Raw genomic sequence first — 22003 nt, 5'->3', positions numbered from 1 at the left:
GGGACGTCGCGGCGGAGCCACTGCTCCGTTAGAGTGATAATTGACGCTTCAAGTAACGGTGGGTCGTCGCCCGGTCGACCTCCCCCACAAGTGCACCCGTGCGCGAGGGGACCACATGACGAACGCGCGCCCGACCCGCTCGCGGTTGACCGCCGCAACGGCCGTCATCGGCGCATGCGCCGTCGTGTGGCTGGTCAGCGACTTGACCGGTCCCGTCGAGGAGACCCCCGCCGCACAGTTGCCCACCGTGAGGCCGACCACCACGACCGCAGCTCCGACCACCACCGCACCGACCGCGCCGGCGAAAGCCACGGTGTCCACGGTGGTCGACGCCCGAACCGTCCTGACCTCGGCGGGCGAGCGCGTCGTGGTGGCCGGCCTCGCTCCCCCCGGACCCTGCTGGGCCGACGCCGCCCGCGGGTACACCGCCGAAACCCTGCTCGGCGCCGAAGTGGACCTCATCGACCCCACCCCGATCCTGGCCGCCGCCGTGTCCCCGGCCACCCCCACCGCCAACCAGACCCGCGCCGTCACCGCCGCCATCCGCCTGCCCGACGGCACCGACTTCGCCGCGGGCGCCCTGCACCGCGGCCACGCCAAGCCCACCCGCGACGCCGCCGGAACCCACCACGCCGCCGCCACCGCCTCCGGCGCCGCCTTCCTCGGCCTCTGGGGCCAGCCCTGCCTCGGCGAAGACGTCCTCCCCGTCCGCGTCCCGCCCCCCAGCCCCGACCCCACCCCCACCCGCTCCCCGGAAACGACCAACCGCCACCCGAAACCCCACGACTACTTCCGCAACTGCCGCGCCGCCCGCGAAGCGGGCCACGCCCCCCTCCGCCGCGGCACCCCCGGCTACCGCCCCGTCCTGGACCGCGACCGCAACGGCATCGCCTGCGAGCGCTGAGGACCCCACGAGCGGAAACCCAGGACGCGAACAAGCCCGCCCCACGATCGGGACGGGCTTGTTGACCTGCGAGCCGCCTAAGGGAATCGAACCCTTGACCTGCTCATTACGAGTGAGCCGCTCTGGCCGACTGAGCTAAGGCGGCAGGTGGGACCTAGTGTAGCGGGCCAAGCGGGTCACCCGTCCGAGCGGGGGTGGGGGTGGGGCGTCACCCCGCGGTGGAAGCGTCGTTTACTTCATACGCGCGTGTGGATGGAGCGCGCGGTTAAGGAGGGCTCCAACGATGGATCGTCGGCTCCTGGCGTTGCCAGCGTCGGTGGCGTTCTTGGCGTTGAGCGCGGGGCCTGCGGTGGCGCAGGTGCCGACGACGCCGGTGCCGCCGCCCGCGAACCCGAGCGCGCCGCCGCCGAGCGCGCCCATCGGGCCGCAGCCGCTGGGCAAGGCGGTGGGGGACGCGGGGACCGGGCTCGCGGTGATCCGGATCGCGCCGAACTCGACGCCGACCGGGTCGATCATCCCGGGGGCCGAGGACAAGCTGCCCAAGCAGGCGGCCGTCGAGCTGGGGTTCGGGCTGGCCAGCGCGCAGGCCAACAGCGAGGCCTACCTCGCCTACGAGAAGGCCGTCGCGCAGTCGGCGCCCGGGGGGCTGGCGGTGCAGGGCAACAGCCCGCAGGCGCCCGGCTCGCTGGCGCAGACCGCCCCGCCGAACAACACCCAGCCGCGCAGCGGTGGGGTCAACCCGCCCGCGACGCCGCTGGACGCGCTGCTGAAGGTCGGGCTCATCAACGGCCGGGTGCACGCGCAGTGGAGCGACACGCTCGGGCCGTGCGTCGGCACCATCTCCGACGCCTCCACCGAGCTGGCGAGCCTGTCGGCGCTCAACGCCATCCCGACGCTGCCGAGCGTCACCGACCTGTCCGGTGTCTTCAAGGCGCCCAACCTGACCGAGGCGCAGAACAACCAGCTGATCGCTGGCTTGAAGGAGCTGGGCGGCCCCCTGAGCACGCTCGGGGGCGTGCTCGGCGGGTCCGGCACCACCGGCAAGGGGTCGCTGCTGAGCCTGCCGAACACCCTGTCGGCGCGGTCGGTCGTGCAGCTGGTCGACATCCCGGGCTCCAAGAACAAGGCCGTGCGCTCGACCTCGACCATGCAGGTCGCGGCGATCAAGATCCTGGCGGGCACGCCGTTCGAGATCATCGTGAAGGTGGTCAGCCAGCCGACGTTGCAGGTCACCTCCACCGGCGACAAGGCCACCTCGCGGGTCGCCTACACCGCGCCGGTGTTCGAGGTGCTCCAGGGCGGCAAGAGCCTGGGCAAGCTCGACGCGGCCAACCCCAAGCTCGACATCCCGGTCGGCATCCCGCTGCCCGGCGTCGACGCGCTGCCCGGCCTGAAGGACCTGCCGATCATCGGCGGCCTGCTCGGCGACGGCAGCCCGCTGACCGACGCGCTCGACGACGGCCTCAAGAAGCTCGATCTCGGTGTGCTGCGCCTGTCGGTGGCCGGGCTGACGCAGAAGGGCGAGGAGGCCAAGACCCCGTTCACCGGCTACCAGCTCGGCGCCTCGGCCCGCATGCTCGACCTGCAGGTCCTGCCGACCGACGCGCTCGGCCTGCCGAACCTGCCCAGCGCGCTGGCCCAGATCTCCCTCGGCGAGCAGGTCGCCCGTGCCTACGCCCCCGAGGGCGGCGTGGTGTGCGGGACGGCGACGCAGAACCCGCAGAGCCCGCCGCCGCCCGCCCCGCAGGGCAAGCCGAAGCCGCCGCTGGCCTACACCAACGCGGCCTACCACGCGGTGCCGATCTTCTGGACCGGCACGGCGATGCTGCTGCTCGGCGTGGTCATCGTCGCGGCTTTGCCGCGCAGGAACGCTGCGGCTTTGCCGCGCAGGAACGCTGCGGCTCTGCCGCGCAGGAACTCGCGGGCCGACTAGGCCCGTGGGGTGCCGAGACCCCCTGCCCAACTCCATCCTGGGCGGGGGGTCTTGGCGTCCTATCCGCGGTAGAGGGCCGAGACCATCGCCTCGACGGCGATGCGCGGCTTCACGTTCTGCTCCAGCGCGTCGCGGCAGGCCAGCACGGCCTCCAGGCGGCGCAGGATCGACTCCGGCGGCCAGGAGTTCGCCGCCCGGGTCGCCGCGTCGGTGTGGTCGGGGTGGTTGAGCACCGCTTCCGAGCCCGACCCGATGACGAGCGCGTCGCGGTAGAACCCGGCCAGGTCGACCAGGGCCAGGTCGAGCGAGTCGCGCTGGGTGCGGGTGGCGCGGGACTTCTGCCGCCGTTCCAGCTCCTTCAGCGCGCCCGCGCTGCCCCGGGTCGCCGACGCGGTGCCCTTGCCGGTGCCGCCGTGGCCCATCGCGGTGCGCAGGGCGTCGCGCTCGACGTCGTCGCGGGTGGCCGAGACCTCGGCCGCGTCGGCTTCGGCGGCCTTCACCAGCTCGTCGGCGGAGTCGAAGACGTGGGAGAGGGTGGCCAGGTTCATCGGGATGCGCAGCACCTTGGCGCGGCGCTCGCGGGCGGCGTCGTCGGTGGCGAGCCTGCGGGCGCGGCCGACGTGCCCGCCGCACACCGAGGCCGCCCAGCGCGCGGTCTCCAGGTCTACGCGGTCGTGGAAGTGCAGCACGTCGGCGATCGCCCCGGCGTCGGGCGTGCGCAGCGGCACCGCCCGGCAGCGGGAGCGGATGGTCACCGAGACGTCGTCGGGGTGGTCGGAGGGGGCGCAGAGCAGGAAGACCGTGCGGGGCGGGGGCTCCTCGACGGCCTTGAGCAGCGCGTTGGCCGCGCCTTCGGTGAGCCGGTCGGCGTCGGCGATGATGACGACCTGCCAGCGCCCGCCGGTCGGCCTGCGGGCCGCGGTCTGCACCAGGGCGCGCATCTCCAGCACCGAGATGGACAGCCCCTCGGGCTCCACCACGCGCACGTCGGCGTGGGTGCCCGCCATGCTGGTGCGGCAGCCGGGGCACTCCCCGCAGCCGGCGGTGCCGGTGGTGCACTGCAGGGCGGCGGCGAAGGCGCGCGCGGCGACCGAGCGGCCCGAGCCGGGCGGTCCGGTGAACAGCCAGGCGTGGGTCATGCCGGTGGCCGGGCCGGTGCCGTCCACGAGGGCGGTGGCGGCCTTGGCGGCGGTGCTGAGCGTGGCCACGGCGGCGGGCTGGCCGACCAGCTGCGCCCAGACGGCCATCAGCCCGCCTCGACCGGGTCCGGCACGGGCACCAGCTCGCCCAGCTTGCGGTCGGTGAGCACGGCGCGCACGGCCGTGCACACCCGCTCGGCGACCTCGTCGGCCGGGCCGTCGCCGTCGACCACGATGTAGTGGTCGGGGTCGGCCGCGGCCATGTCGGTGAGCAGCTTCTGCACGTGCCAATGATGCTCGGTGGCCGGGGAGCGCGGCGGCAGGGTGCCCGGCTCGCGGTCGAGCAGCACGGTCACGTCCGGGCGCAGCCGCGAGGTGGCCCAGTCGGCCAGGCCCTCCAGCTCGGCGGCGTCCAGGCCTGCCCGGGTGGACAGGTAGGCCAGCGGGCTGTCGACGAAGCGCTCCATGACCACCAGCGCGCCGCGTTCCAGGGCCGGCCGGATCTCGCGTTCGACCAGGTCGGCGCGCACGGCGGCGGCGACGAGGGCGTGCGCGCGGTCGCTGGAGAGCTGCGCGCCCGCCAGCACGGCGCGGAGCCTGCCGTCGTCCAGGGCCGGGTCCTCGGCCAGCTGGACCTCGCGGCGACCGGAGCGGCCGAGCCAGTCGGCGAGCAGCCTGGCCTGCGTGCTGGTGTCCAGCCCGGCCACGCCCTCGACGGCGATCAGCAGGCCCGTCGAGCGCCGGGGCGAGCGGCGCAGGGTGGCCATCACGTCGGTGAGGATCTTCTCCTGGCGGCGGTCGTCCATCTGCCGGTAGGCGATGACGCCCACCAGCGCGGCGATCAGGCCGGCGCCGAGCAGCACCGGGCGCGTGCCGTCGATGATCATGGGCTTGCCGAACAGGGTCACCGTGCTCGGGCTGACCAGGCCGACCAGCACCGGCGTGGCGGCCATCGCGCCCGCCAGGATGATCTTCATCAGGGATTGGTAGACGGCGTTGATGCGGCCGCGGATGGCGTCCTCGACCTGCGTGCCGATGATCGTCACGCCGGTCAGGAAGGCCGCGCCCGCCCCCGCGCCGAGCACCGACACCGCGATCAGCGACACCGCCAGGTGCGGCGAGAGCGCGATGACCGTGAGCACCAGCCCGGCCACGACGATCGCCACGCCGAAGAGGCGGTTGTGCGGCAGCGTGCGGGCCAGCTTGGGCGAGCCGCCCATGCCGGTGGCCAGGCCGAGGAACATCGCGACGAACAGCCAGCCGAAGGCCGACTCGCCGCCGCCCAGGCTGTTGGCGTACAGCTGCGCCGAGCCGACCAGCGCGCCCGCCGCGGCGAAGGCGCCGATCATGCCGATGAGCAGGCCGCGCACCAGTGGTGTCGTCCGCACGAAATGCGCCGCGTCCTTGATCATCCCGAGGAAGCCGGACTTCTCGGCCGGGGCCTGCCGCGGCGCGGCGCCCTCCGAGGGGCCGGGCGGGGGCTTCGGCTCGGCGCGCTTGGACAGCTCGGGGATGCGGGTGGCGATGATGATCGCGCTGGAGAGGTACAGCGCGCCGTTGAGCAGCAGGATCACGTTGGCGATGCCGAAGCCGCCGGGGTTGAATCCGAACGCCTCGCTGACGCCGGTGATCAGCGCGTACAGGCCGGCGCCGCTGATGACGGCGATGCCGTAGGTCATCACCATGCCCAGCTGGTTGGCCGTCTCCACCTGGTCGGGGCGGCGCAGCAGGTTGGGCACCGCGGCGTCCTTGGACGGAATCCACAGCAGCGCGCAGCAGCCGATCAGGAAGTTGCCGATGAACAGCCACAGCGGCGAGCCGACGACCGCGATCGAGATGAACAGCCCGCAGCGGGCGACGTCGGCCAGCGCCATGACCTTGCGCCGGTCGAAGCGGTCGGCGAAGAGGCCGCCGATCGGGGCGAACAGCAGGCCGGGCAGCAGCTGCGTGAGCACGACGCCCGCGAAGGCGAAGCTCTGCGCCTTGTAGTCGTCGAGGAAGGTGGTGACCAGGCCGGTCAGCGCGAGCAGGGAGAGCCAGTCACCCGTGCTGCACAGGTAGGTGACGCCCCACAGCCTGCGGAAGGGGCGGATGGACAGGACGCTGCGCGCGCGGTGGGCCATCGAGCCGCCGTCGGCTCGGCCCGCTGCCTGCCCGTTCGAGCCGGTGCTGATCGCCCTCCACCCCATTCCACACCCGAGAAGCACCCCAGCGTAACCACGCTCATCCGCCGATCAGGTGACGGATGCCCGGTCGCCCCAGGTTAGCCACCCCCGCATGCGCTGAGGGTGACTTTCGGGTGAACCCGTTGTCTCCGGGGCCACTCCCAGCGATTGTGCTGCAAGTCGGACCGGCGCACCCGGCGAACCCCGACCGAGACGGGACAGCGGTCTCGACCGGGGCGCGCGGATCAGGCCTTGGACTTCGCCGCGGGCTTCTTCGCCGGGGCCTTCTTGGTGGTCTTCGCCGCCGTCTTCGCCGGAGCCCTGCGGGTCGTGGTCCGCTTCGGGGCCGGTCCCTTGGCCCGCTTCTCGGCCAGCAGCTCCGAGGCGCGGTCGACCGAGATGGTCTCGACGTTGTCGGACTTGCGCAGCGAGGCGTTGTGCTCGCCGTCGGTGACGTACGGGCCGAAGCGGCCGTCCTTGATCACCATCGGCTTGCCCGACACCGGGTCCGGGCCCATCTCGCGCAGCGGCGGCGCCGCGGCCGCGGTGCGGCGGCCGCGCTGCTTGGGCTCGGCGTAGATCTTCAGCGCCTCGTCCAGGGTGATCGCGAAGATCTGCTCCTCGCTGGAGATGGAGCGCGAGTCCGTGCCCTTCTTCAGGTACGGCCCGTAGCGCCCGTTCTGCGCGGTGATCTCCTCGCCGGAGGCCGGGTCGGTGCCCACGACGCGCGGCAGCGACATCAGCTTGAGCGCGTCCTCCAGGGTCACCGTGTCCAGCGACATCGACGCGAACAGCGACCCCGAGCGCGGCTTGGCCTTCGCCTTGGCCTTCTTCTTGCCCGGCTCCGGCTCCTCCTCGGGCAGCACCTCGGTCACGTACGGCCCGAAGCGGCCGTCCTTGGCCACGATCTCGTGTCCGGTGACCGGGTCGGTGCCCAGCGAGCGGCCCTCCATCGGCACCGAGAACAGCTGCTCGGCGATGTCGATGGTCAGCTCGTCCGGCGGCAGGTCCTCGGGCAGGTTGGCGCGCTGCGCCTCGCCGTCGACCTCGCGCTCCAGGTACGGCCCGTAGCGGCCGACGCGGACCACCACCGGGCGCTTCTCGGCGTCGTCGAAGACCCGGATGGAGTTGACCTCCTTCGGGTCGATCTCCTCCACGCCCGAGCCGACCAGCTTCTTGAGCCCGCCGGAGCGCCCGACCGAGCCCTCCGGGCCGACCTCGCCGCCGAAGTAGAACCCCGACAGCCAGGTGGTGCGCTCCTGGTCGCCGACGGCGATGCGGTCCAGCTCGTCTTCCATCGCGGCGGTGAAGTCGTAGTCGACCAGCCGCTCGAAGTGGTGCTCCAGCAGCCCGATCACCGAGAACGCGATCCAGGACGGGACCAGGGCCGAGCCCTTCTTCCACACGTACCCGCGGTCCTGGATCGTCTTGATGATCGAGGTGTAGGTCGACGGGCGGCCGATGCCGAGGTCTTCCAGCTGCTTGATCAGGCTGGGCTCGGAGTAGCGCGGCGGCGGGCTGGTGGCGTGCCCGTCGGCGGTCAGCTCGGCGGCGGTGACCGCGTGGCCCTTGGCGAGCCTGGGCAGGCGGCGCTCGGCGTCGTCGGCCTCGCCGCCGGTCTCGGTGTCGACGGCCTCGACGTAGGCGCGCAGGAAGCCCGCGAAGGTGATCGTGCGGCCGCTGGAGGAGAACACGCACTCCTCGCCGGAGGCGGCGTTGCCGGTGATCCGCACGGTCATCGTGGTGCCGCGCACGTCGGCCATCTGCGAGGCGATGGTGCGCTGCCAGATCAGCTCGTAGATGCGGAACTCGTCGGCCTCCAGCTCGCTGCCGACCTCGCCGGGGGTGCGGAAGACCTCGCCCGCCGGGCGGATGGCCTCGTGCGCCTCCTGGGCGTTCTTCACCTTGCGGGTGTACTGGCGCGGCTGCGGCGAGACGAACTCGCCGCCGTAGAGCTGGGCGGCCTGTGTGCGCGCGGCCTGGATCGCCGTCTCCGACAGGGTCGTGGAGTCGGTTCGCATGTAGGTGATGTAGCCGTTCTCGTACAGCCGCTGCGCCGCGCGCATCGTGCGGTCGGACGAGAAGCGCAGCTTGCGGCCCGCCTCCTGCTGCAGCGTGGAGGTCATGAACGGCGCGTACGGCTTCCGCGTGTACGGCTTCTCCTCGACGCTGGTGACCGTCAGGGCGGCGCCGCTGAGGCCGTCGGCGAGGCGGCGGGCCTCGGCCTCCTCCAGCAGCAGCACCTCGGAGGTGCCCTTGAGCCTGCCGTCCGGGCCGAAGTCGCGGCCGGTGGCCAGGCGGGCGCCGTCGACGGAGAGCAGCCGGGAGCCGAACGTGGGCGGCTCGGCGTCGGCGCCCGCGTCGAGCGTGGCGGAGATGTCCCAGTAGGAGGCGGAGACGAACGCCATGCGCTCGCGCTCGCGCTGCACGACGATGCGGGTCGCCACCGACTGCACGCGGCCCGCCGACAGCCGCGGCATGACCTTCTTCCACAGCACGGGGCTGACCTCGTAGCCATAGAGGCGGTCGAGGATGCGCCGGGTCTCCTGGGCGTCGACCAGGTCGCGGTCCAGCTCGCGGGTGCTCTCGGCGGCGGCCCGGATCGCCGACTCGGTGATCTCGTGGAAGACCATCCGCCGGACCGGCACCTTGGGCTTGAGCGCCTCCAGCAGGTGCCAGGCGATGGCCTCGCCCTCGCGGTCGCCGTCTGTCGCGAGGTAGAGCTCGTCAACGTCCTTGAGCAGGCCCTTGAGCTCGGTGACCGTGGACTTCTTGTCCGGCGTGACGATGTAGATGGGCTCGAAGCCGTTGTCGACGTTGACCCCGAGGTTCGACCACGTCTGGCCCTTGAACTTGTCCGGCACCTCCGCGGCCTTGCGCGGCAGATCGCGGATGTGACCGCGAGAGGACTCGACCACGAAGTTGCGCCCGAGGTAGGACGCGATCTTCTTGGCCTTGGCCGGGGACTCGACGATCACGAGCCTGCGCGGCTGCGCACCCCCGGCGCTTCTGCTGGACTTCGTTCCGGCCACGGATACCGTTCTCTCTATCCCCGCTTCGACGGCTCAGCTCTCACCCTGCCATCGGCCACCATTACACCTTCATGACACCACACGCATCTCCGTGACCGTCGGCCACTGTGCGTCACCCCCCGCGTCGGCCCCGTCGCCACCGCTCAGCACGGGCGGGCGACCGACGAGTTCGGCGAGCCGCGCGAGCCTACGCCGTCCACGCACGCGCAGCCCTCCGGCGTACGCCGTGGCGGGCAGCCCGCACCTGGCCAGGGCCCCGATGAGGGCGTCCCCGGTGTGCGGCGCGGCGCGGTCGAGCGCGAGGCCGTACCCCCCTTCCACCCACCGGCCCGCGGCCAGCGCCCACAAGCGCAGCGTGCTGCCGTCCGGGGTGAATCCGGCCGGGACCTGTTTGCGCTGCCCCCAGGCGAGGGCGAGTGGGAGCAGATCTTTGCGGAACGCGGTGCGCAATTCAAGGTCACCGGTGTACTCGCACACCGAGCGGCCGACCGTGACCCCTCGGATGCCGAACGCCGTGACCAGCGCGTTCGCCCGCCAGTGCTCGCGCACGGGCACCGTGATCCTGGCCGAAGTCCCGGCGAAGACCCGCACCCGGCCCGGCCCGCAGAGCAGCCCCGCCAGGTCGGCGACCCGGGGGCTCGACGCCTCGGCGGAGTAGAAGGACAGCTGCTCCACGGCGGCCAGGTTAGAACAGAAGTTCGAGCGGCGGAAGCGGGCGAGCACGGACCGCGCCCGCCCGGTCACCGCCTTCTACGAGGTCGGCGTGACCGTGCCCGTCGAGCCGGTGCCCGCCAGCTTCTTGCAGGACTCGGCCTGCTGGAAGGCGTCGTTGAGCTCCTTGTTGCCGCGCAGGCCCGCCATCGGGTTGTCCAGGTCGGAGAGCTTCTGCAGGTCCTCGCCGACCTTGGTGAACGCGGCCTGGAAGGCGGCCGGGTCGTTCACGTCGGCCTTCTCCAGCTCGGCCTTGGCGGACTCCACCGAGCCCTTGGCCTCCTCCAGCGTGCCGGTGGCGCGGTCGACGGCGACCTGGCCGTCGGGCACCGGCGGGGCGCCGGCGTCCTCCATGCCGTCGATCATCCGGTCGAGCGAGTCGACCATGTCGCCGAGGTAGGTCACGAGGCCGTCCTTGGCCGCCTGCGGGTTGCTCGGGTCGATGTTCGGACCGGCCCCCAGCTTCTCCACCTCCGGCGCCACGGCCGCGCACACCTGCTCGGCCCAGGCGACGGCGCCGGAGGCCTCCCCGGTCTCCGCGGGCGCGCCCGCTGTGGTGGTGGGCGGCACCATCTCGCCGGGTTCCTGCCCGTCGCCCGAGCAGCCCGCGAGGGCGAGGACGACTGCGGCGGAAACGGCGAAGGCGGATCGGCGGACCATGGTGCTGGGCTCCCTCGGGCTAGCTCGGTCGGCGTGGCCCCGATGGTCCCACGGGCCAGGTGGGCCCGCCGACCAAGAAAGGCCCGCCCCGCGTGGGCGGGACGGGCCTTTCCGGGTGGTGCGAGTCGATCAGCCCGCGACCGTCGCGGCCGGGGTGTCGGCGATCGAGGTCGAGCGCCGCTTGGAGATGACGACCGCGGCGACGATCAGCGCCGCCGCGACCAGCGCGATGGCGATGCGCACGCCCGGGGAGGCGTCCACGCCGACGGACATGGTGACGATGGCGGGCGCGATCAGCACCGAGACCAGGTTCATCACCTTGATCAGCGGGTTGATGGCCGGGCCCGCGGTGTCCTTGAACGGGTCGCCGACGGTGTCACCGATGATGGTGGCCTCGTGCGCCGAGGAACCCTTGCCGCCGTGGTGGCCGTCCTCGACCAGCTTCTTCGCGTTGTCCCACGCGCCGCCGGAGTTCGCCAGGAACACCGCCATCAGCGTGCCCGCGGCGATCGCGCCGCCGAGGTAGCCCGCCAGCGGGCCGACGCCGAGGCCGAAGCCGACGGCGATCGGCGCGAGCACGGCGAGCAGGCCGGGGGTGGCCAGCTCGCGCAGCGAGTCGCGGGTGCAGATGTCGACGACCTTGCCGTACTCGGGCCGGGTCGTGCCCTCCATGATGCCGGGGATCTCGCGGAACTGGCGTCGGACCTCGAAGACGATGGCACCCGCCGCCCGGGTGACCGCGTTGACCGCCAGGCCGGAGAACATGAACACGACCGCGGCGCCGATCAGGATGCCGACGAGCACGTTCGGGCTGAAGACGATGAAGTCCGCGATGGTGATGTCCGCGCCCGCCTTGGCCAGCGCCTGCGTGATGGCGTCCTGGTAGGACCCGAACAGCGCTGTCGCCGCCAGGACCGCGGTGGCGATGGCGATGCCCTTCGTGATGGCCTTGGTGGTGTTGCCCACCGCGTCCAGCTCGGTCAGGATCGCCGCGCCCTCGCCGTGCACGTCGCCGGACATCTCGGCGATGCCCTGCGCGTTGTCCGAGACCGGGCCGAAGGTGTCCATCGCGACGATGACGCCGACGGTGGTCAGCAGGCCGCAGCCCGCCAGCGCGATCGCGAACAGCGACACGACCACCGAGCCGGAGAGCAGGAACGCGCCGTAGACCGCGCCGCCGATGACGAGCGCGGTGTAGACCGCGGACTCGAAACCGACCGAGATGCCGGACAGCACGACGGTCGCCGCACCGGTCAGCGAGGTCTCGCCGACGGTCTTGACCGGCTTGTACTCGGTGCCGGTGAAGTAGCCGGTGAGCCACAGGATGATGCCCGCCAGCACGATGCCGATGATCACCGCGACGGCCGCGACCAGCGCCGGGCTGCCCTCGACGCTCGGGTCGGCCGCGGAGGTCAGCTCGGAGAACGAGGTCGGCAGGAAGATGAACGCCGCCGCCGTGCACAGCACCGCGGAGACGAGCGCGGAGATGTAGAACGAGCGGTTGATGGTCGTCAGACCGCTCTCCCCGGCCTTCGCCTTGGTGATGTAGACGCCCAGGATCGCGGTGATGACACCGAGTGCGGGGACGATCAGCGGGAACAGCAGGCCCTGCACGCCGAACGCCGTGCTGCCCAGGATCAGGGCGGCGACGAGCATGACGGCGTAGGACTCGAACAGGTCCGCGGCCATACCGGCGCAGTCACCCACGTTGTCGCCGACGTTGTCGGCGATCGTGGCGGCGTTGCGCGGGTCGTCCTCGGGGATGTTCTGCTCGACCTTGCCGACCAGGTCGGCGCCCACGTCGGCGGCCTTGGTGAAGATGCCGCCGCCGACGCGCATGAACATCGCGATCAGCGCGGCGCCGAAACCGAAGCCCTCCAGCACCTTCGGCGCCTGGCCCGTGTAGACGAGCACGACGACCGCGGCGCCGAACAGGCCGAGGCCGACGGTGGCCATGCCGACCACACCGCCGGTGCGGAACGCGATCCGCATGGCCTTCTCGCGGCCGCCGTCCTCCACCGACGCGGCGGCGACACGCAGGTTGGCCTGGGTCGAGAGCCACATGCCCAGATAGCCGATCGCGAACGAGAACGCCGCGCCGACCACGAAGAACAGCGAGCGGCCGATCCGCTCGGACGTGCTTTCCGCGGGGAGCGCGAAGAGCAGCAGGAAGACGATGCTTCCGAATACCAGCAGCGTATTGCGCTGCCGCTTGAGATACGCCGCCGCGCCCTCCTGGACCGCCTTGGCGATGTCCTGCATCTTGGCGGTTCCCTGACCGGCGGCCAGAACCTCCTTGAGCAGCACATACCCGACGGCAAGAGCGGCGAGGGCGATCACGGCGACCACGACGACAACACCGCGATCAGCGCCGGTGAGTGTCAGGTCCGCCGCGAGGGACTGCCCTTGCATCCGTCCTCCTGTTGATCTGCCTGTTCCGGGCGCCGACGTCTGCTGGACCGGCCCCGTTACCGACGTGTGCACCACCACAATCGGTGGGATGCGCGCGGAGTCTATTGGTAAAGCAATGGTCGTCCGCGAGCCGTCCCGGACGGTGCACTGTGCGTAGTGGGGAATCCAACGGATTGTGACCAAGGTCTCGCCCGGTTCTTCCACCGGCGACAGCCTGTGCGAAGCTGCCAGCATGGGTGCGCACCGCGGTGATCTGCTGCTCAAGCGCGTGATCGCCGGCCTGCTCCCCGGCGACGACCCGATCACCCACGTCGCGTCGCTGCCCGCCCGTGAGGCGGTCACCGCGCCGTGGCCGGCGTGGACCCCGCCCGAGCTGGTCGCGGCGCTGCGCGGCTGCGGCGTCGAGGCCCCGTGGGCGCACCAGGCGCGGGCCGCCGAGCTGGCGCACTCCGGGCGCGGCGTCGTGCTGGCGACGGGCACCGCGTCGGGCAAGTCGCTGGGCTACCAGCTGCCGGTGATCACCGCGCTGCTGTCGGACCCGAAGGCCACCGCGCTCTACCTCTCGCCCACCAAGGCGTTGGGCGCCGACCAGCTGCGCGCGGTGCGCGAGCTCGACCTGCCCGACCTGCGCGCCGCCTCCTACGACGGCGACACCCCGATGGCCGAGCGCGACTGGGTCCGCGCGCACGGGCGCTGGGTGTTCACCAACCCCGACATGCTGCACCGCGGTGTGCTGCCCGCGCACGGGCGCTGGGCGCAGTTCTTCAGGAACCTGCGGTACGTCGTGGTGGACGAATGCCACTCCTACAAGGGTTTGTTCGGCTCGCACGTGGCGCTGCTGCTGCGCAGGCTGCGCCGCGTCGCGGAGAAGTACCGCTCGTCGCCGGTGTTCGTCCTCGCCTCGGCGACGGTGTCGGACCCGGCCGCCTCCGCGTCTCGGCTGTCCGGTGTGGACTGTGTCGCCGTCGCCGACGACGCGTCCCCGCGCGGAGCGCGGACGGTCGCCCTGTGGGAACCCCCGCTGACCGAGCTGACCGGCGAGAACGGCGCCCCGATCCGCCGCTCGGCGGGCGCCGAGGCCGCCCGCGTCCTGGCTGACCTGGTCATCGAGGGCGCGGCGACCCTGGCCTTCGTCCGCTCCCGGCGCGGCGCCGAGCTGACCGCCCTCGGCGCCCGCCGCATCCTGTCCGAAGTGGACCCAGAGCTGGAATCGCGGGTCGCCGCGTACCGCTCGGGCTACCTGCCCGAGGAGCGCCGCGCCCTGGAGGCGGCGCTGACCTCGGGCGAGCTGCTGGGGGTGGCCTCGACCAGCGCGCTGGAACTGGGCGTGGACATCGCCGGTCTGGACGCCGTCGTCGTCGCGGGATATCCGGGCACGCTGGCGTCGTTCTGGCAGCAGGCCGGGCGCGCGGGCCGCAGCGGTGAGGGCTCCCTGGTGGTCTTCATCGCCCGCGACGACCCGCTGGACACCTACCTGGTGCACCACCCGTCGGCGATCCTGCGGCGACCGATCGAGGCGACGGTGACCGACCCGGGCAACCCCTATGTCCTGGCCCCCCAACTGGCCTGCGCCGCCGCCGAGATCCCGCTCACCCCGGACTGCCTGCCCGCCTTCGGCCCGACGGCGGCCGAAGTCCTCGACGGCCTCGTCGCCGACGGCGTCCTGCGCCGCCGCCCGTCCGGCTGGTACTGGACCGCCCGCGACCGCCCGCACGCCGATGTGGACATCCGCGGCTCCGGCGGCGAGCAGATCGCCCTGGTGGAAGCCGATTCCGGCCGCATGCTCGGCACGGTCGGCGGCGGCAGCGCCTGCGCGACCGTCCACCCCGGAGCGGTGTACCTGCACCAGGGCGCGTCCTACGTGGTCGACGAACTGGACCTGGACGCCTGCCTGGCGATGGTGCACGCCGAAAGCCCGGAGTGGTCGACCTCCCCGCGCGAGGACATCGACATCGCCGTCCACACCGTCCTCACCACCCGCACCCTCCCCTCCGGCGGCACGGTCTCCTTCGGCGACGTGGCGGTGACCTCCCAGGTCACCGGCTACTTGCGCCGCCTGCCCTCCGGCGAGGTGATCGACCAGATCCCCCTCGACCTGCCCGCCCACACCCTGCACACCCGCGCTGTCTGGTACACCCTCCCCGAAGCCGCCCTCACCAGGGCGAACATCCTCCCCGCCCTGGTCCCCGGCGCCCTGCACGCCGCCGAACACGCCGCGATCGGCCTGCTCCCCCTGTTCGCCACGTGCGACCGGTGGGATGTCGGCGGCGTCTCCACGGCCTGGCACCCGGACACCGGCCAGGCAACGGTTTTCGTCCACGACGGCGCCCCGGGCGGCGCGGGCTTCGCCGAACGCGGACACGAAGCACTGCGGGAGTGGCTGAGCGCGACCCTGGCGGCGATCTCGGCGTGCGAGTGCCCCGCGGGCTGCCCGTCCTGCGTGCAGTCCCCGAAGTGCGGAAACGGCAACGAACCGCTGGACAAGGCCGGCGCGATCACGGTTCTGCAGACCGTCCTGGCAGACCTCTGAGCATCACCCCGACCCCACGCCTCCCCACGACCGAACCGCGCCCCCGCCCGACAGTTGTCCACACCCCCCACCTACACCTGGCCGCTCTCAGCCACCCCTCGATAACCTGGCGGCGGGGGCCGGACATTCGGCCGGCGAATAGTCCACATGATCAACTAACGCTAGAAACCCCACCACGGCAGGGCAACCGCCCTCACCGTGTCCTGCTTCCCAGCCGTCCCAAGACATGGCAGCGCGCCGGGGCGCGTCGGGGTTCGGGTCCGACGCGCATCCCGGCGCGCTCCTGGTGCCGCCGAGCGCTGGTGGGCGCCTGCTACCGGAGGACGCTCGGCCATCGCGGATCGGTCGTCGGCGGGGTCCGCGCCGCGCGTGCGCCGGGGAGGCGTCGGGCTGCGGCGGGGCCCAGGGCGGGTGCCGACGGGCAGCGGCGGGCGGGTGCCGCTGGTCGTCCGGTGGCCGGAGCGGTCCTGGGAGGCTCGTTCCTCCACTCGGTGCTCGGCTGGCGGCCTGTCCGCGCGCTCCGCCTAGGGCGGGAGTGCGGCGGTAGCGCACGGGACAGGCTTGGTTCTGCGGTCGGGCGGGGGAGGTTACGGGAGGAGGCTCACCCCACCCGACCGCAGTGGTCCACTGTTGAGTTGTCGACTGGTCCGTCTCGCCTAGTCGGCGGCGACGAGAGTGCCGATCATGTGGTGCACGGGCGCGTCCAGTGCCTCCAGCAGCGCGTCCTGCACGATGCGGGAGTGCGGCAGGGCCCAGTTGCACACCTCGGGCTTGACCCGCCAGTGCACGACACCGTGCCGGACGGGGCTCGGCGGCAGCGCGATCCAGTCGCCCTCCGCGCGCAGGGTGACCGCGTGGTCGGGGTGCTCGACCAGGTCGCGGTGCAGCGTCGCGCCGGAGCGGGTGAGGAAAACCCAGCGGCTCTCCGGCGTCGCCGCGATGGGCACGGGGAAGCCGAAGGTGCGCAGCACCCGGGCGGCCCGCCTGCCGAGGTCGCCGTCGACCTCGATGGCGTCGACCCCGGCGCCGGTGGCCAGCAGCAGGCTGTACGGCTTGCCCGCCCACCAGGTGGCGACCTGGGCGGCGTCGGTGCCGACCCGCTGGCGCCAATCGGTGTGCACGGGCTGGGGACCGTCGGCTTCGATGCCGTCCCGGCCCGCCCACCCGGTCGCGGTGGGGTACGTGCCCGGCAGGACCGACCAGCCCTGGAACGCCAGGCCGATCGCCTCGGCTCGCAGTTCCGGCCGGAATGCCCGGCGCCAGCTCTCAGACCTCTCGCTGCTGTCCAACATCGTCGGTGGAGCCTTCCTCCTGTCACGGACTCCCGGTCGCGGCGTCCTGTGACCTACTCAACGGCATCACGGAACCCCGGGAAACTTGCAGTCGACAACTGGTCGTTATGACAAGGTGAAGTGACGACAACGTGCCGGGCAACCGAAGCCCCACAAACCGGTCACCGCTCGCCCCGCTCTCACACGTCCGGGTAGCCCCGCCGACCGGCCACTGTGGCCTCCGTCTCCTTTCTCGCCCATCATGACCAGCCGAAACTGCCCTCTACGGAGAGTGGCCAACGCCTCTGCCCTCGCCCTCCCGCCCACGTGCCCCCTGCCGCTCACCGTGCGTCAGCAACCGCTGATCCCGCCCGCCCCCTCGGTGACCGCCGTCGATCATGGCCGCTCGGCTCACCTCGGGTGCCCGACGAGCGGTCGACGCCGGAGCGGTGGCGTCATGCACACCACCGCTCCGGCGCTCCCGCTACCCGTTCGGCTCTGGAGTGGATCCGGCTCTGACCGCGCGGTCCGCCGCAGGTCAACCGCCCGCAGCCTCGGCGCCGGACCCAGCCGCCGGCCCGGCTCGGGCGGTGGCCTCCGCCCACCCGAAGGCGGCGAGCCGCCTGCCGACGCGAACGGTCACGACCAGGCCATCCAGCGTGCAGGACCGCAGCTCGGTGGACATCCGCGCGGTGATGTCCCGCGCCGCGGCACATGCGACGGACCCGCCCGACCACGCGCGACCGGCCCCCGCGAGCGCGGCGAGGTCGGCCGCGGCCGCGGCCCGGTGCCGCGCCGCCACCGCCGCGCCGACCCCGATCACCGCCACCGCGAGCGCCGCCACCGCGGCGACGACGATCGCCGCCCAGACCGTCGCCGCGCCGCGGTCACGGTGGCGCGCCACTGCCCCCGCCTTCTGCCGCGCCAGGTTCTCCTACGCCCGGTTCGAGCATGCTGTGCGCGTCGGCGGAAAGGCGCAGGCCGGGTAGTGGGCCGCCGGCGAGCACGTGCACTCGGACGGTGTCGTCGGCGTAGGTGATGGAGACGGTGGCGCCTGCGGGGGCGAGTTCGGCGGCGGCGCGGTGCGCGCGGTCGGGGTCACCTCGGGCCGCGAGGCGGGCAGCCTCACGAGCGGCGTCGACGCACCGGATGTGGTCGATCGCCGCCGCCGCGCCTGCCAGGACGAGCCCGAGCGCGACCACCATGGCGACGACGGCGATGGCCGCCTCGACGGTCACCGCGCCCCGGTCGTCCGTGCGGATCACGGCTCCTCCAGGGAGTCCGAGATCAGGGCGGTGACCTTCTCGACGATGTCGCTTCCGGTGACGATCGTGTAGAGGATGACGGCGAACGCGGCGGCGGCGACGGTGCACAGGGCGTACTCCGTGGTGCCCATGCCGGAGTCGCGGCGAAAGAGGCGGCTGAGGATGAAGAAGTACACGGGTGTCCTTTCGTGGGGTTAGAAGAGCCTTTGCGCCATACCGACCACCACCGGGACGATGCCCAGGCAGAGGAAGGCGGGCAGGAAGCACAGGGCCAGCGGCGCGGCGATCATGACCGCGGCCCGCTGCGCCCGCGCGTCCCCGGCGTCAGCGGCCTGCTCACGGGTGCGCTCGGCGAGCCCACGCGCGACGTCGGCCAACGCCGTCCCCGCCCGCGCGCTCCGCCGCGCACTGCGCGCGAAGCGGGCCGTGTCGGGGTGCTCCGCGGCGCGCGCCCAGGCTTCGGGTGGGGCCGCGCCGAGGGCCAGGAGGTCGGCGGTTTCCCTGAGGATGGCGCCGGTGTGGGGTGGGAAGTGGTCAGCCGTCGCGCGGATGGCGGTGGGAATCGGCATCCCGGCGGTGAGGCAGGCGGCCAGGAGGTCGTAGGCGGCTGCCCCTGAGTGCGTGGTCGGGGCCCGGGGGCGGACGGACTCGGCGAGGGCGGCGAACTTGGCGCGGACGGTGGTGAACGGGCTCGGCTTGGGCGGGGTGTCGGCGAAGGCGGCGGCGAGCCGACGAAGGCGGGCGGCGGCTGGGCGGTGCGGGGACCAGAGGAGAACGGCTGCGGCGATGGCGAGGAGAGGCGCGGTCATGGGTTCCTGCTCGGTGTGGAGTTGGGCGGGCGAGGGCGGTCGGAGATGAGCGGGACGAGCCGGGAGGTGTGGAGGTCAGGGGGCTTGGGTGGTCACAGGCTTGGGCAGTCATGGGCTTGGGCAGTCATGGGCTAGGGGCAGTCATGGGCGTCGGGCAGTCGCGGGCTGGGGCAGTCGCGGGCTCCTGTTTGGTGTTGAGCCGGCGCGGGTCCTGCTCGGATCAGGTGGGCGACGGCGGACTGGGAGACCGACAGCGCACGGGCGCGGTACGCGAGGGCGGGTGTGGGAGGGCGGATTGGTCATGGGTGGGCTGTTCTGGTGATGTGGTCGGACCAGCGGAGGCCTAGGGCGGCCAGGCAGGTTCCGGTTAGGAGGAGGAGTTGGCCGAGGGGGGTGTCGGCTAGGACGGACAAGGGGTCCGCGCCGGTGGTGTGGCCCAGGAGAAGGGCTATGGCGGGGAGGGAAGCCAGGACTGTGGCGCTGGCTCGTGGGCCCGCCATTCGGGCGTCGGCTTGGCGGGCGGCGCGGGTGCGGTGTTCCAAGTCGTGACGGGTGGAGTTGAGGATGTCGGCCAAGGGGAGGCCGTGGTGGGTGGCTAGGTGCCAGGCGTGGACGATCTGGGCGCCTGCGGCGTCGGGTGGGACGGTGGGGGTGCCGCCCATGCGGGTGGTGCTCGCCGCGGAGCGGAGTAGGGCGGCTACGGCGGCTGGGGCCTCCTCTGCCGCGGACTCCGCGGCGGTTACCGGGTTTGCGCCTGTGCGGAGTTCGGCTACCAGGGAGCGGAGGGATTCGGTCAAGGCGTCTTGGGAGGTGAGGTGGGCGCGGGTGGCTCGGCGGCGGCGGATGGTGGAGCGGATCACGGCGGTGAGCAGTGCGGCTGACAGTGCGCCGGCTGGGCCCAGGGGCGGCCAGGCGGCGATGGCGATGGCTGCTGGGATCAGGGCGGTGAGTGGTATCTGCGCCCTGCGCTTGGGCGTGGTGGTGGGCGGGGTCAGGGCGCGCAGCCTGCGGCGGGCGGGGTTGGCCGGCCAGGCGAGGAGTGCGGCGGCCAAGAGCAGCGGGGTCAGGGCTGGGGGCATGGCCGGGTGGTCCTTTGCGGAGGCTGTCCGGGAATGGGGTCAGGACGGGAGGGGAATGGCTGTTTGGGTCCTTTGAGGAGGTTGACGAGGAGCGGGTAGTCCTGGGTGGGTCGGTTGTCGCGCCAGGCGGGGGTGGCCTGGACGGTGGGGCCCGCGCGGTGGAGGACGGCGATCTCGGTGAGGGTGCGGTGGGGGCCGGATCTCGTCATGTGGATGACCAGGTGTACGGCGGCGGCCAGCTGGCTGTGAAGGGCTTGGGTGGGCGTGCCTGCCAGGGATGCCAGGGCTTCGAGGCGGGCGGGGACCTCGCCGGGGGTGTTGGCGTGGACGGTGCCCGCGCCGCCGTCGTGGCCGGTGTTGAGGGCTGTCAGGAGGTCGATCAGCTCAGCGCCGCGAACCTCGCCGACGACGATGCGGTCGGGGCGCATGCGCAGGCTCTGGCGGACGAGGTCGCGCTGGGTCACCTCGCCCGCGCCCTCGATGTTGGGTGGGCGGGAGAGCAGGCGGACGAACTGGGGGTGGTCGGGGTGGAGTTCACCCGCGTCCTCGATGCAGACGATGCGCTCGGTGGGCGGGACCGCCGAGAGGAGGGCGGAGAGGAGCGTGGTCTTGCCTGAGCCTGTGCAGCCGGAGACGAGGAAGGCCAGGCGGGACTTGACGATCGCGGTCAGGAGGTCGGCGGTTGGGGTGGTGAAGGTGCCGAGGCGGGTGAGGTGGTCGAGGGTGTGGGTTGCTGGGCGGAGGATGCGCAGGGACAGGCAGGTGGATGTCGCGATGGGTGGGAGAACGGCGTGCATCCGCACTTGGGTGTCGGTGACGGTTGACGGGAGCCAGGCGTCTACGAACGGTTGGGCGTCGTCCAGGCGGCGACCTGCGGCCAGGGCCAGGCGTTGGGCGAGTCTGCGGACGGCGGCGTCGTCGGGGAAGCGGACGGTGGTGCGGTGCAGGCCGGTGGGGGTGTCGGTCCAGACCTGGTCGGGGGCGGTGACGAGGATGTCGGTGGCGTTGGTGGCGATGAGGGGGTCCAAGGGGCCTGCGCCGGTGAACTCCTGGCGCAGCTGGGTGAGGGCGGTGAGCATGTCGTCGTGGCCCAGGACGCCGCCCGCGCATTCGCGGACGGCTTCGGCGACCATGGCGGGGGTCACGGAGGTCGTGTCGGATTGGGCCAGGCGGTGGCGGACTCGGTCGGCTAGGTCGGTGAGCATCGGGGTCCTCGGGCGGTTGCGGACTGGGCGGGTGGGCGAAGGCAGGGTGGGAATCGCTTTCGCTGTTGGGATTGGTGGGCGACGGTGGCAGGACTGCGGTGGCGGCGAGAGGAGCAGGCGGGAAGTTCGCGGTGGGGCGGCTGTGAGCGTGGGGTTCGCGGTGGAGGCAGAAGGCGGGTGTCGGTTGGGGTGGAGTGATGGCCACGGGAGCAGTAAGCGCGGCACAGGAAGGACAGGGCGCGGGTGTGGCGTGGCGTGGGGCGCTAGGCGGGGGTGTGGGTGGGCGGGGAGCGGGGGCGCTGGGCGGGGGCTAAGTGGGGGCGTGGCTGAGGACGGTGTGGGCGGCTTTCGTCAGGGAGGTTCGGGGGGTGAAGGTGCCTTTGTCCAAGGAAGGAGGGAGGGTGCGGTCGGCCTTGTAGTGGGCCAGGAGGGGGGTGTCGAGGGAACGGGCTATCTCGTGGGGGCTGAGGCCGGAGGGGGACGGGCCTCGGACTATCAGGTGCGGAGTGATGCCCCAGGTGCGGAGGTGGCCGGTAATGCGGTGGGCGGCGGCGCAGGAGCGGACGTCGGCGGGGACTACTACGACCGTCAGGGTTGCGGCGGTCAAGGCGGCGTGAGTGGTGGGGGTGAAGGTGCGGGGGAGGTCGCAGATGACTGTGTTGCCTGCTCGGCGCGCTGCGGAGATGACGGCGGTGGTGGCCTCCGGGGCAGGGGGGTGGTCAGGGGTGGCACCCGACAGGATCGTGAGGGAGGCGGGACGGCGCGGGCCAGCGGCGGCGTGCGGGCCAGTGGCGAGGTGGGGGCTGACGGGGTAGGGGCCGGCAGCGGAGTGGGAGCTGGAGTCGGGGTGGGGGCTGGAGTCGGGGTAGGGGCTGGAGTCGGGGTAGG

Annotated in this window: 16 protein-coding genes and 1 tRNA gene; 3 read left to right on the top strand and 14 right to left on the bottom strand. The window is 72.6% G+C overall.

Going from position 1 to position 22003, the window contains the following annotated elements:
* Window positions 1–322: 322 nt before the first annotated feature.
* Window positions 323–904, top strand: a complete 582-nt coding sequence (locus ACFPM7_RS06930) for an excalibur calcium-binding domain-containing protein (RefSeq protein WP_378245086.1) — start codon at window positions 323–325, stop codon at window positions 902–904.
* Between the two features lie 71 nt (window positions 905–975).
* On the opposite strand, the gene ACFPM7_RS06925 is transcribed toward ACFPM7_RS06930, so the two are convergent.
* A tRNA-Thr gene (locus ACFPM7_RS06925) sits at window positions 976–1049 on the bottom strand.
* A gap of 138 nt (window positions 1050–1187) precedes the next feature.
* Here ACFPM7_RS06925 and ACFPM7_RS06920 point away from each other — a divergent pair.
* The gene (locus ACFPM7_RS06920) at window positions 1188–2837 is read left to right on the top strand and encodes a hypothetical protein (protein ID WP_378245084.1); all 1650 of its coding nucleotides are present in this window, start codon (window positions 1188–1190) and stop codon (window positions 2835–2837) included.
* A gap of 59 nt (window positions 2838–2896) precedes the next feature.
* Here the strand turns inward: ACFPM7_RS06920 and ACFPM7_RS06915 are convergent, their stop codons facing one another.
* The 6 genes from ACFPM7_RS06915 to ACFPM7_RS06890 form a co-directional block, all read right to left on the bottom strand.
* On the bottom strand, window positions 2897–4084 hold the full coding sequence (locus ACFPM7_RS06915; RefSeq protein WP_378245082.1) for a DNA polymerase III subunit delta': 1188 nt from the start codon (window positions 4082–4084) through the stop codon (window positions 2897–2899).
* Complete coding sequence (locus tag ACFPM7_RS06910) at window positions 4084–6165, bottom strand: bifunctional MFS transporter/dTMP kinase (RefSeq protein ID WP_378245080.1); 2082 nt, start codon at window positions 6163–6165, stop codon at window positions 4084–4086. The genes ACFPM7_RS06915 and ACFPM7_RS06910 overlap by 1 nt, the downstream gene beginning before the upstream one ends.
* A gap of 221 nt (window positions 6166–6386) precedes the next feature.
* Window positions 6387–9173: a type I DNA topoisomerase gene (gene topA, locus ACFPM7_RS06905; RefSeq protein ID WP_378245078.1), complete on the bottom strand. Its 2787-nt coding sequence runs from the start codon at window positions 9171–9173 to the stop codon at window positions 6387–6389.
* Between the two features lie 69 nt (window positions 9174–9242).
* Complete coding sequence (locus ACFPM7_RS06900) at window positions 9243–9917, bottom strand: hypothetical protein (protein ID WP_378245076.1); 675 nt, start codon at window positions 9915–9917, stop codon at window positions 9243–9245.
* A 6-nt stretch (window positions 9918–9923) separates the two neighbouring features.
* Window positions 9924–10544 carry a hypothetical protein gene (locus ACFPM7_RS06895; protein ID WP_378245074.1) on the bottom strand — a complete coding sequence of 207 codons (621 nt, stop codon included), beginning with the start codon at window positions 10542–10544 and terminating at the stop codon, window positions 9924–9926.
* 129 nt (window positions 10545–10673) lie between these two features.
* The gene (locus tag ACFPM7_RS06890; protein ID WP_378245072.1) at window positions 10674–12956 is read right to left on the bottom strand and encodes a sodium-translocating pyrophosphatase; all 2283 of its coding nucleotides are present in this window, start codon (window positions 12954–12956) and stop codon (window positions 10674–10676) included.
* A 232-nt stretch (window positions 12957–13188) separates the two neighbouring features.
* On the opposite strand from ACFPM7_RS06890, the gene ACFPM7_RS06885 reads away from it, so the two are divergent.
* Window positions 13189–15486: a DEAD/DEAH box helicase gene (locus tag ACFPM7_RS06885; protein ID WP_378245070.1), complete on the top strand. Its 2298-nt coding sequence runs from the start codon at window positions 13189–13191 to the stop codon at window positions 15484–15486.
* Between the two features lie 656 nt (window positions 15487–16142).
* On the opposite strand, the gene ACFPM7_RS06880 is transcribed toward ACFPM7_RS06885, so the two are convergent.
* The 7 genes from ACFPM7_RS06880 to ACFPM7_RS06850 all read right to left on the bottom strand — a co-directional run bounded on the left by ACFPM7_RS06880 (window position 16143) and on the right by ACFPM7_RS06850 (window position 21115).
* Complete coding sequence (locus ACFPM7_RS06880) at window positions 16143–16778, bottom strand: bifunctional DNA primase/polymerase (RefSeq protein ID WP_378245068.1); 636 nt, start codon at window positions 16776–16778, stop codon at window positions 16143–16145.
* 517 nt (window positions 16779–17295) lie between these two features.
* Window positions 17296–17661 (bottom strand): Rv3654c family TadE-like protein, encoded by a 366-nt coding sequence (locus tag ACFPM7_RS06875; RefSeq protein ID WP_378245066.1) that lies wholly within the window; start codon window positions 17659–17661, stop codon window positions 17296–17298.
* Window positions 17645–18022, bottom strand: coding sequence for a TadE family type IV pilus minor pilin (locus tag ACFPM7_RS06870; RefSeq protein ID WP_378245064.1), 378 nt, complete (start codon window positions 18020–18022; stop codon window positions 17645–17647). Before ACFPM7_RS06870 ends, ACFPM7_RS06875 begins: the two co-directional genes overlap by 17 nt.
* On the bottom strand, window positions 18019–18198 hold the full coding sequence (locus tag ACFPM7_RS06865) for a DUF4244 domain-containing protein (RefSeq protein WP_378245062.1): 180 nt from the start codon (window positions 18196–18198) through the stop codon (window positions 18019–18021). Before ACFPM7_RS06865 ends, ACFPM7_RS06870 begins: the two co-directional genes overlap by 4 nt.
* Window positions 18199–18216: 18 nt before the next feature.
* Entirely contained in the window at window positions 18217–18831 is a 615-nt protein-coding gene (locus ACFPM7_RS06860) for a type II secretion system F family protein (RefSeq protein WP_378245060.1), read from the bottom strand.
* Window positions 18832–19130: 299 nt separating this feature from the next.
* Complete coding sequence (locus ACFPM7_RS06855) at window positions 19131–19910, bottom strand: type II secretion system F family protein (protein ID WP_378245058.1); 780 nt, start codon at window positions 19908–19910, stop codon at window positions 19131–19133.
* Window positions 19895–21115: a TadA family conjugal transfer-associated ATPase gene (locus tag ACFPM7_RS06850; RefSeq protein ID WP_378245056.1), complete on the bottom strand. Its 1221-nt coding sequence runs from the start codon at window positions 21113–21115 to the stop codon at window positions 19895–19897. Before ACFPM7_RS06850 ends, ACFPM7_RS06855 begins: the two co-directional genes overlap by 16 nt.
* Window positions 21116–22003: the final 888 nt, after the last annotated feature.

Origin of the sequence: Actinokineospora guangxiensis (assembly GCF_042657845.1) — a bacterium.
In the GTDB taxonomy this organism is placed as follows: domain Bacteria; phylum Actinomycetota; class Actinomycetes; order Mycobacteriales; family Pseudonocardiaceae; genus Actinokineospora; species Actinokineospora guangxiensis.
This window is presented reverse-complemented; position numbering and strand designations above follow the sequence as displayed.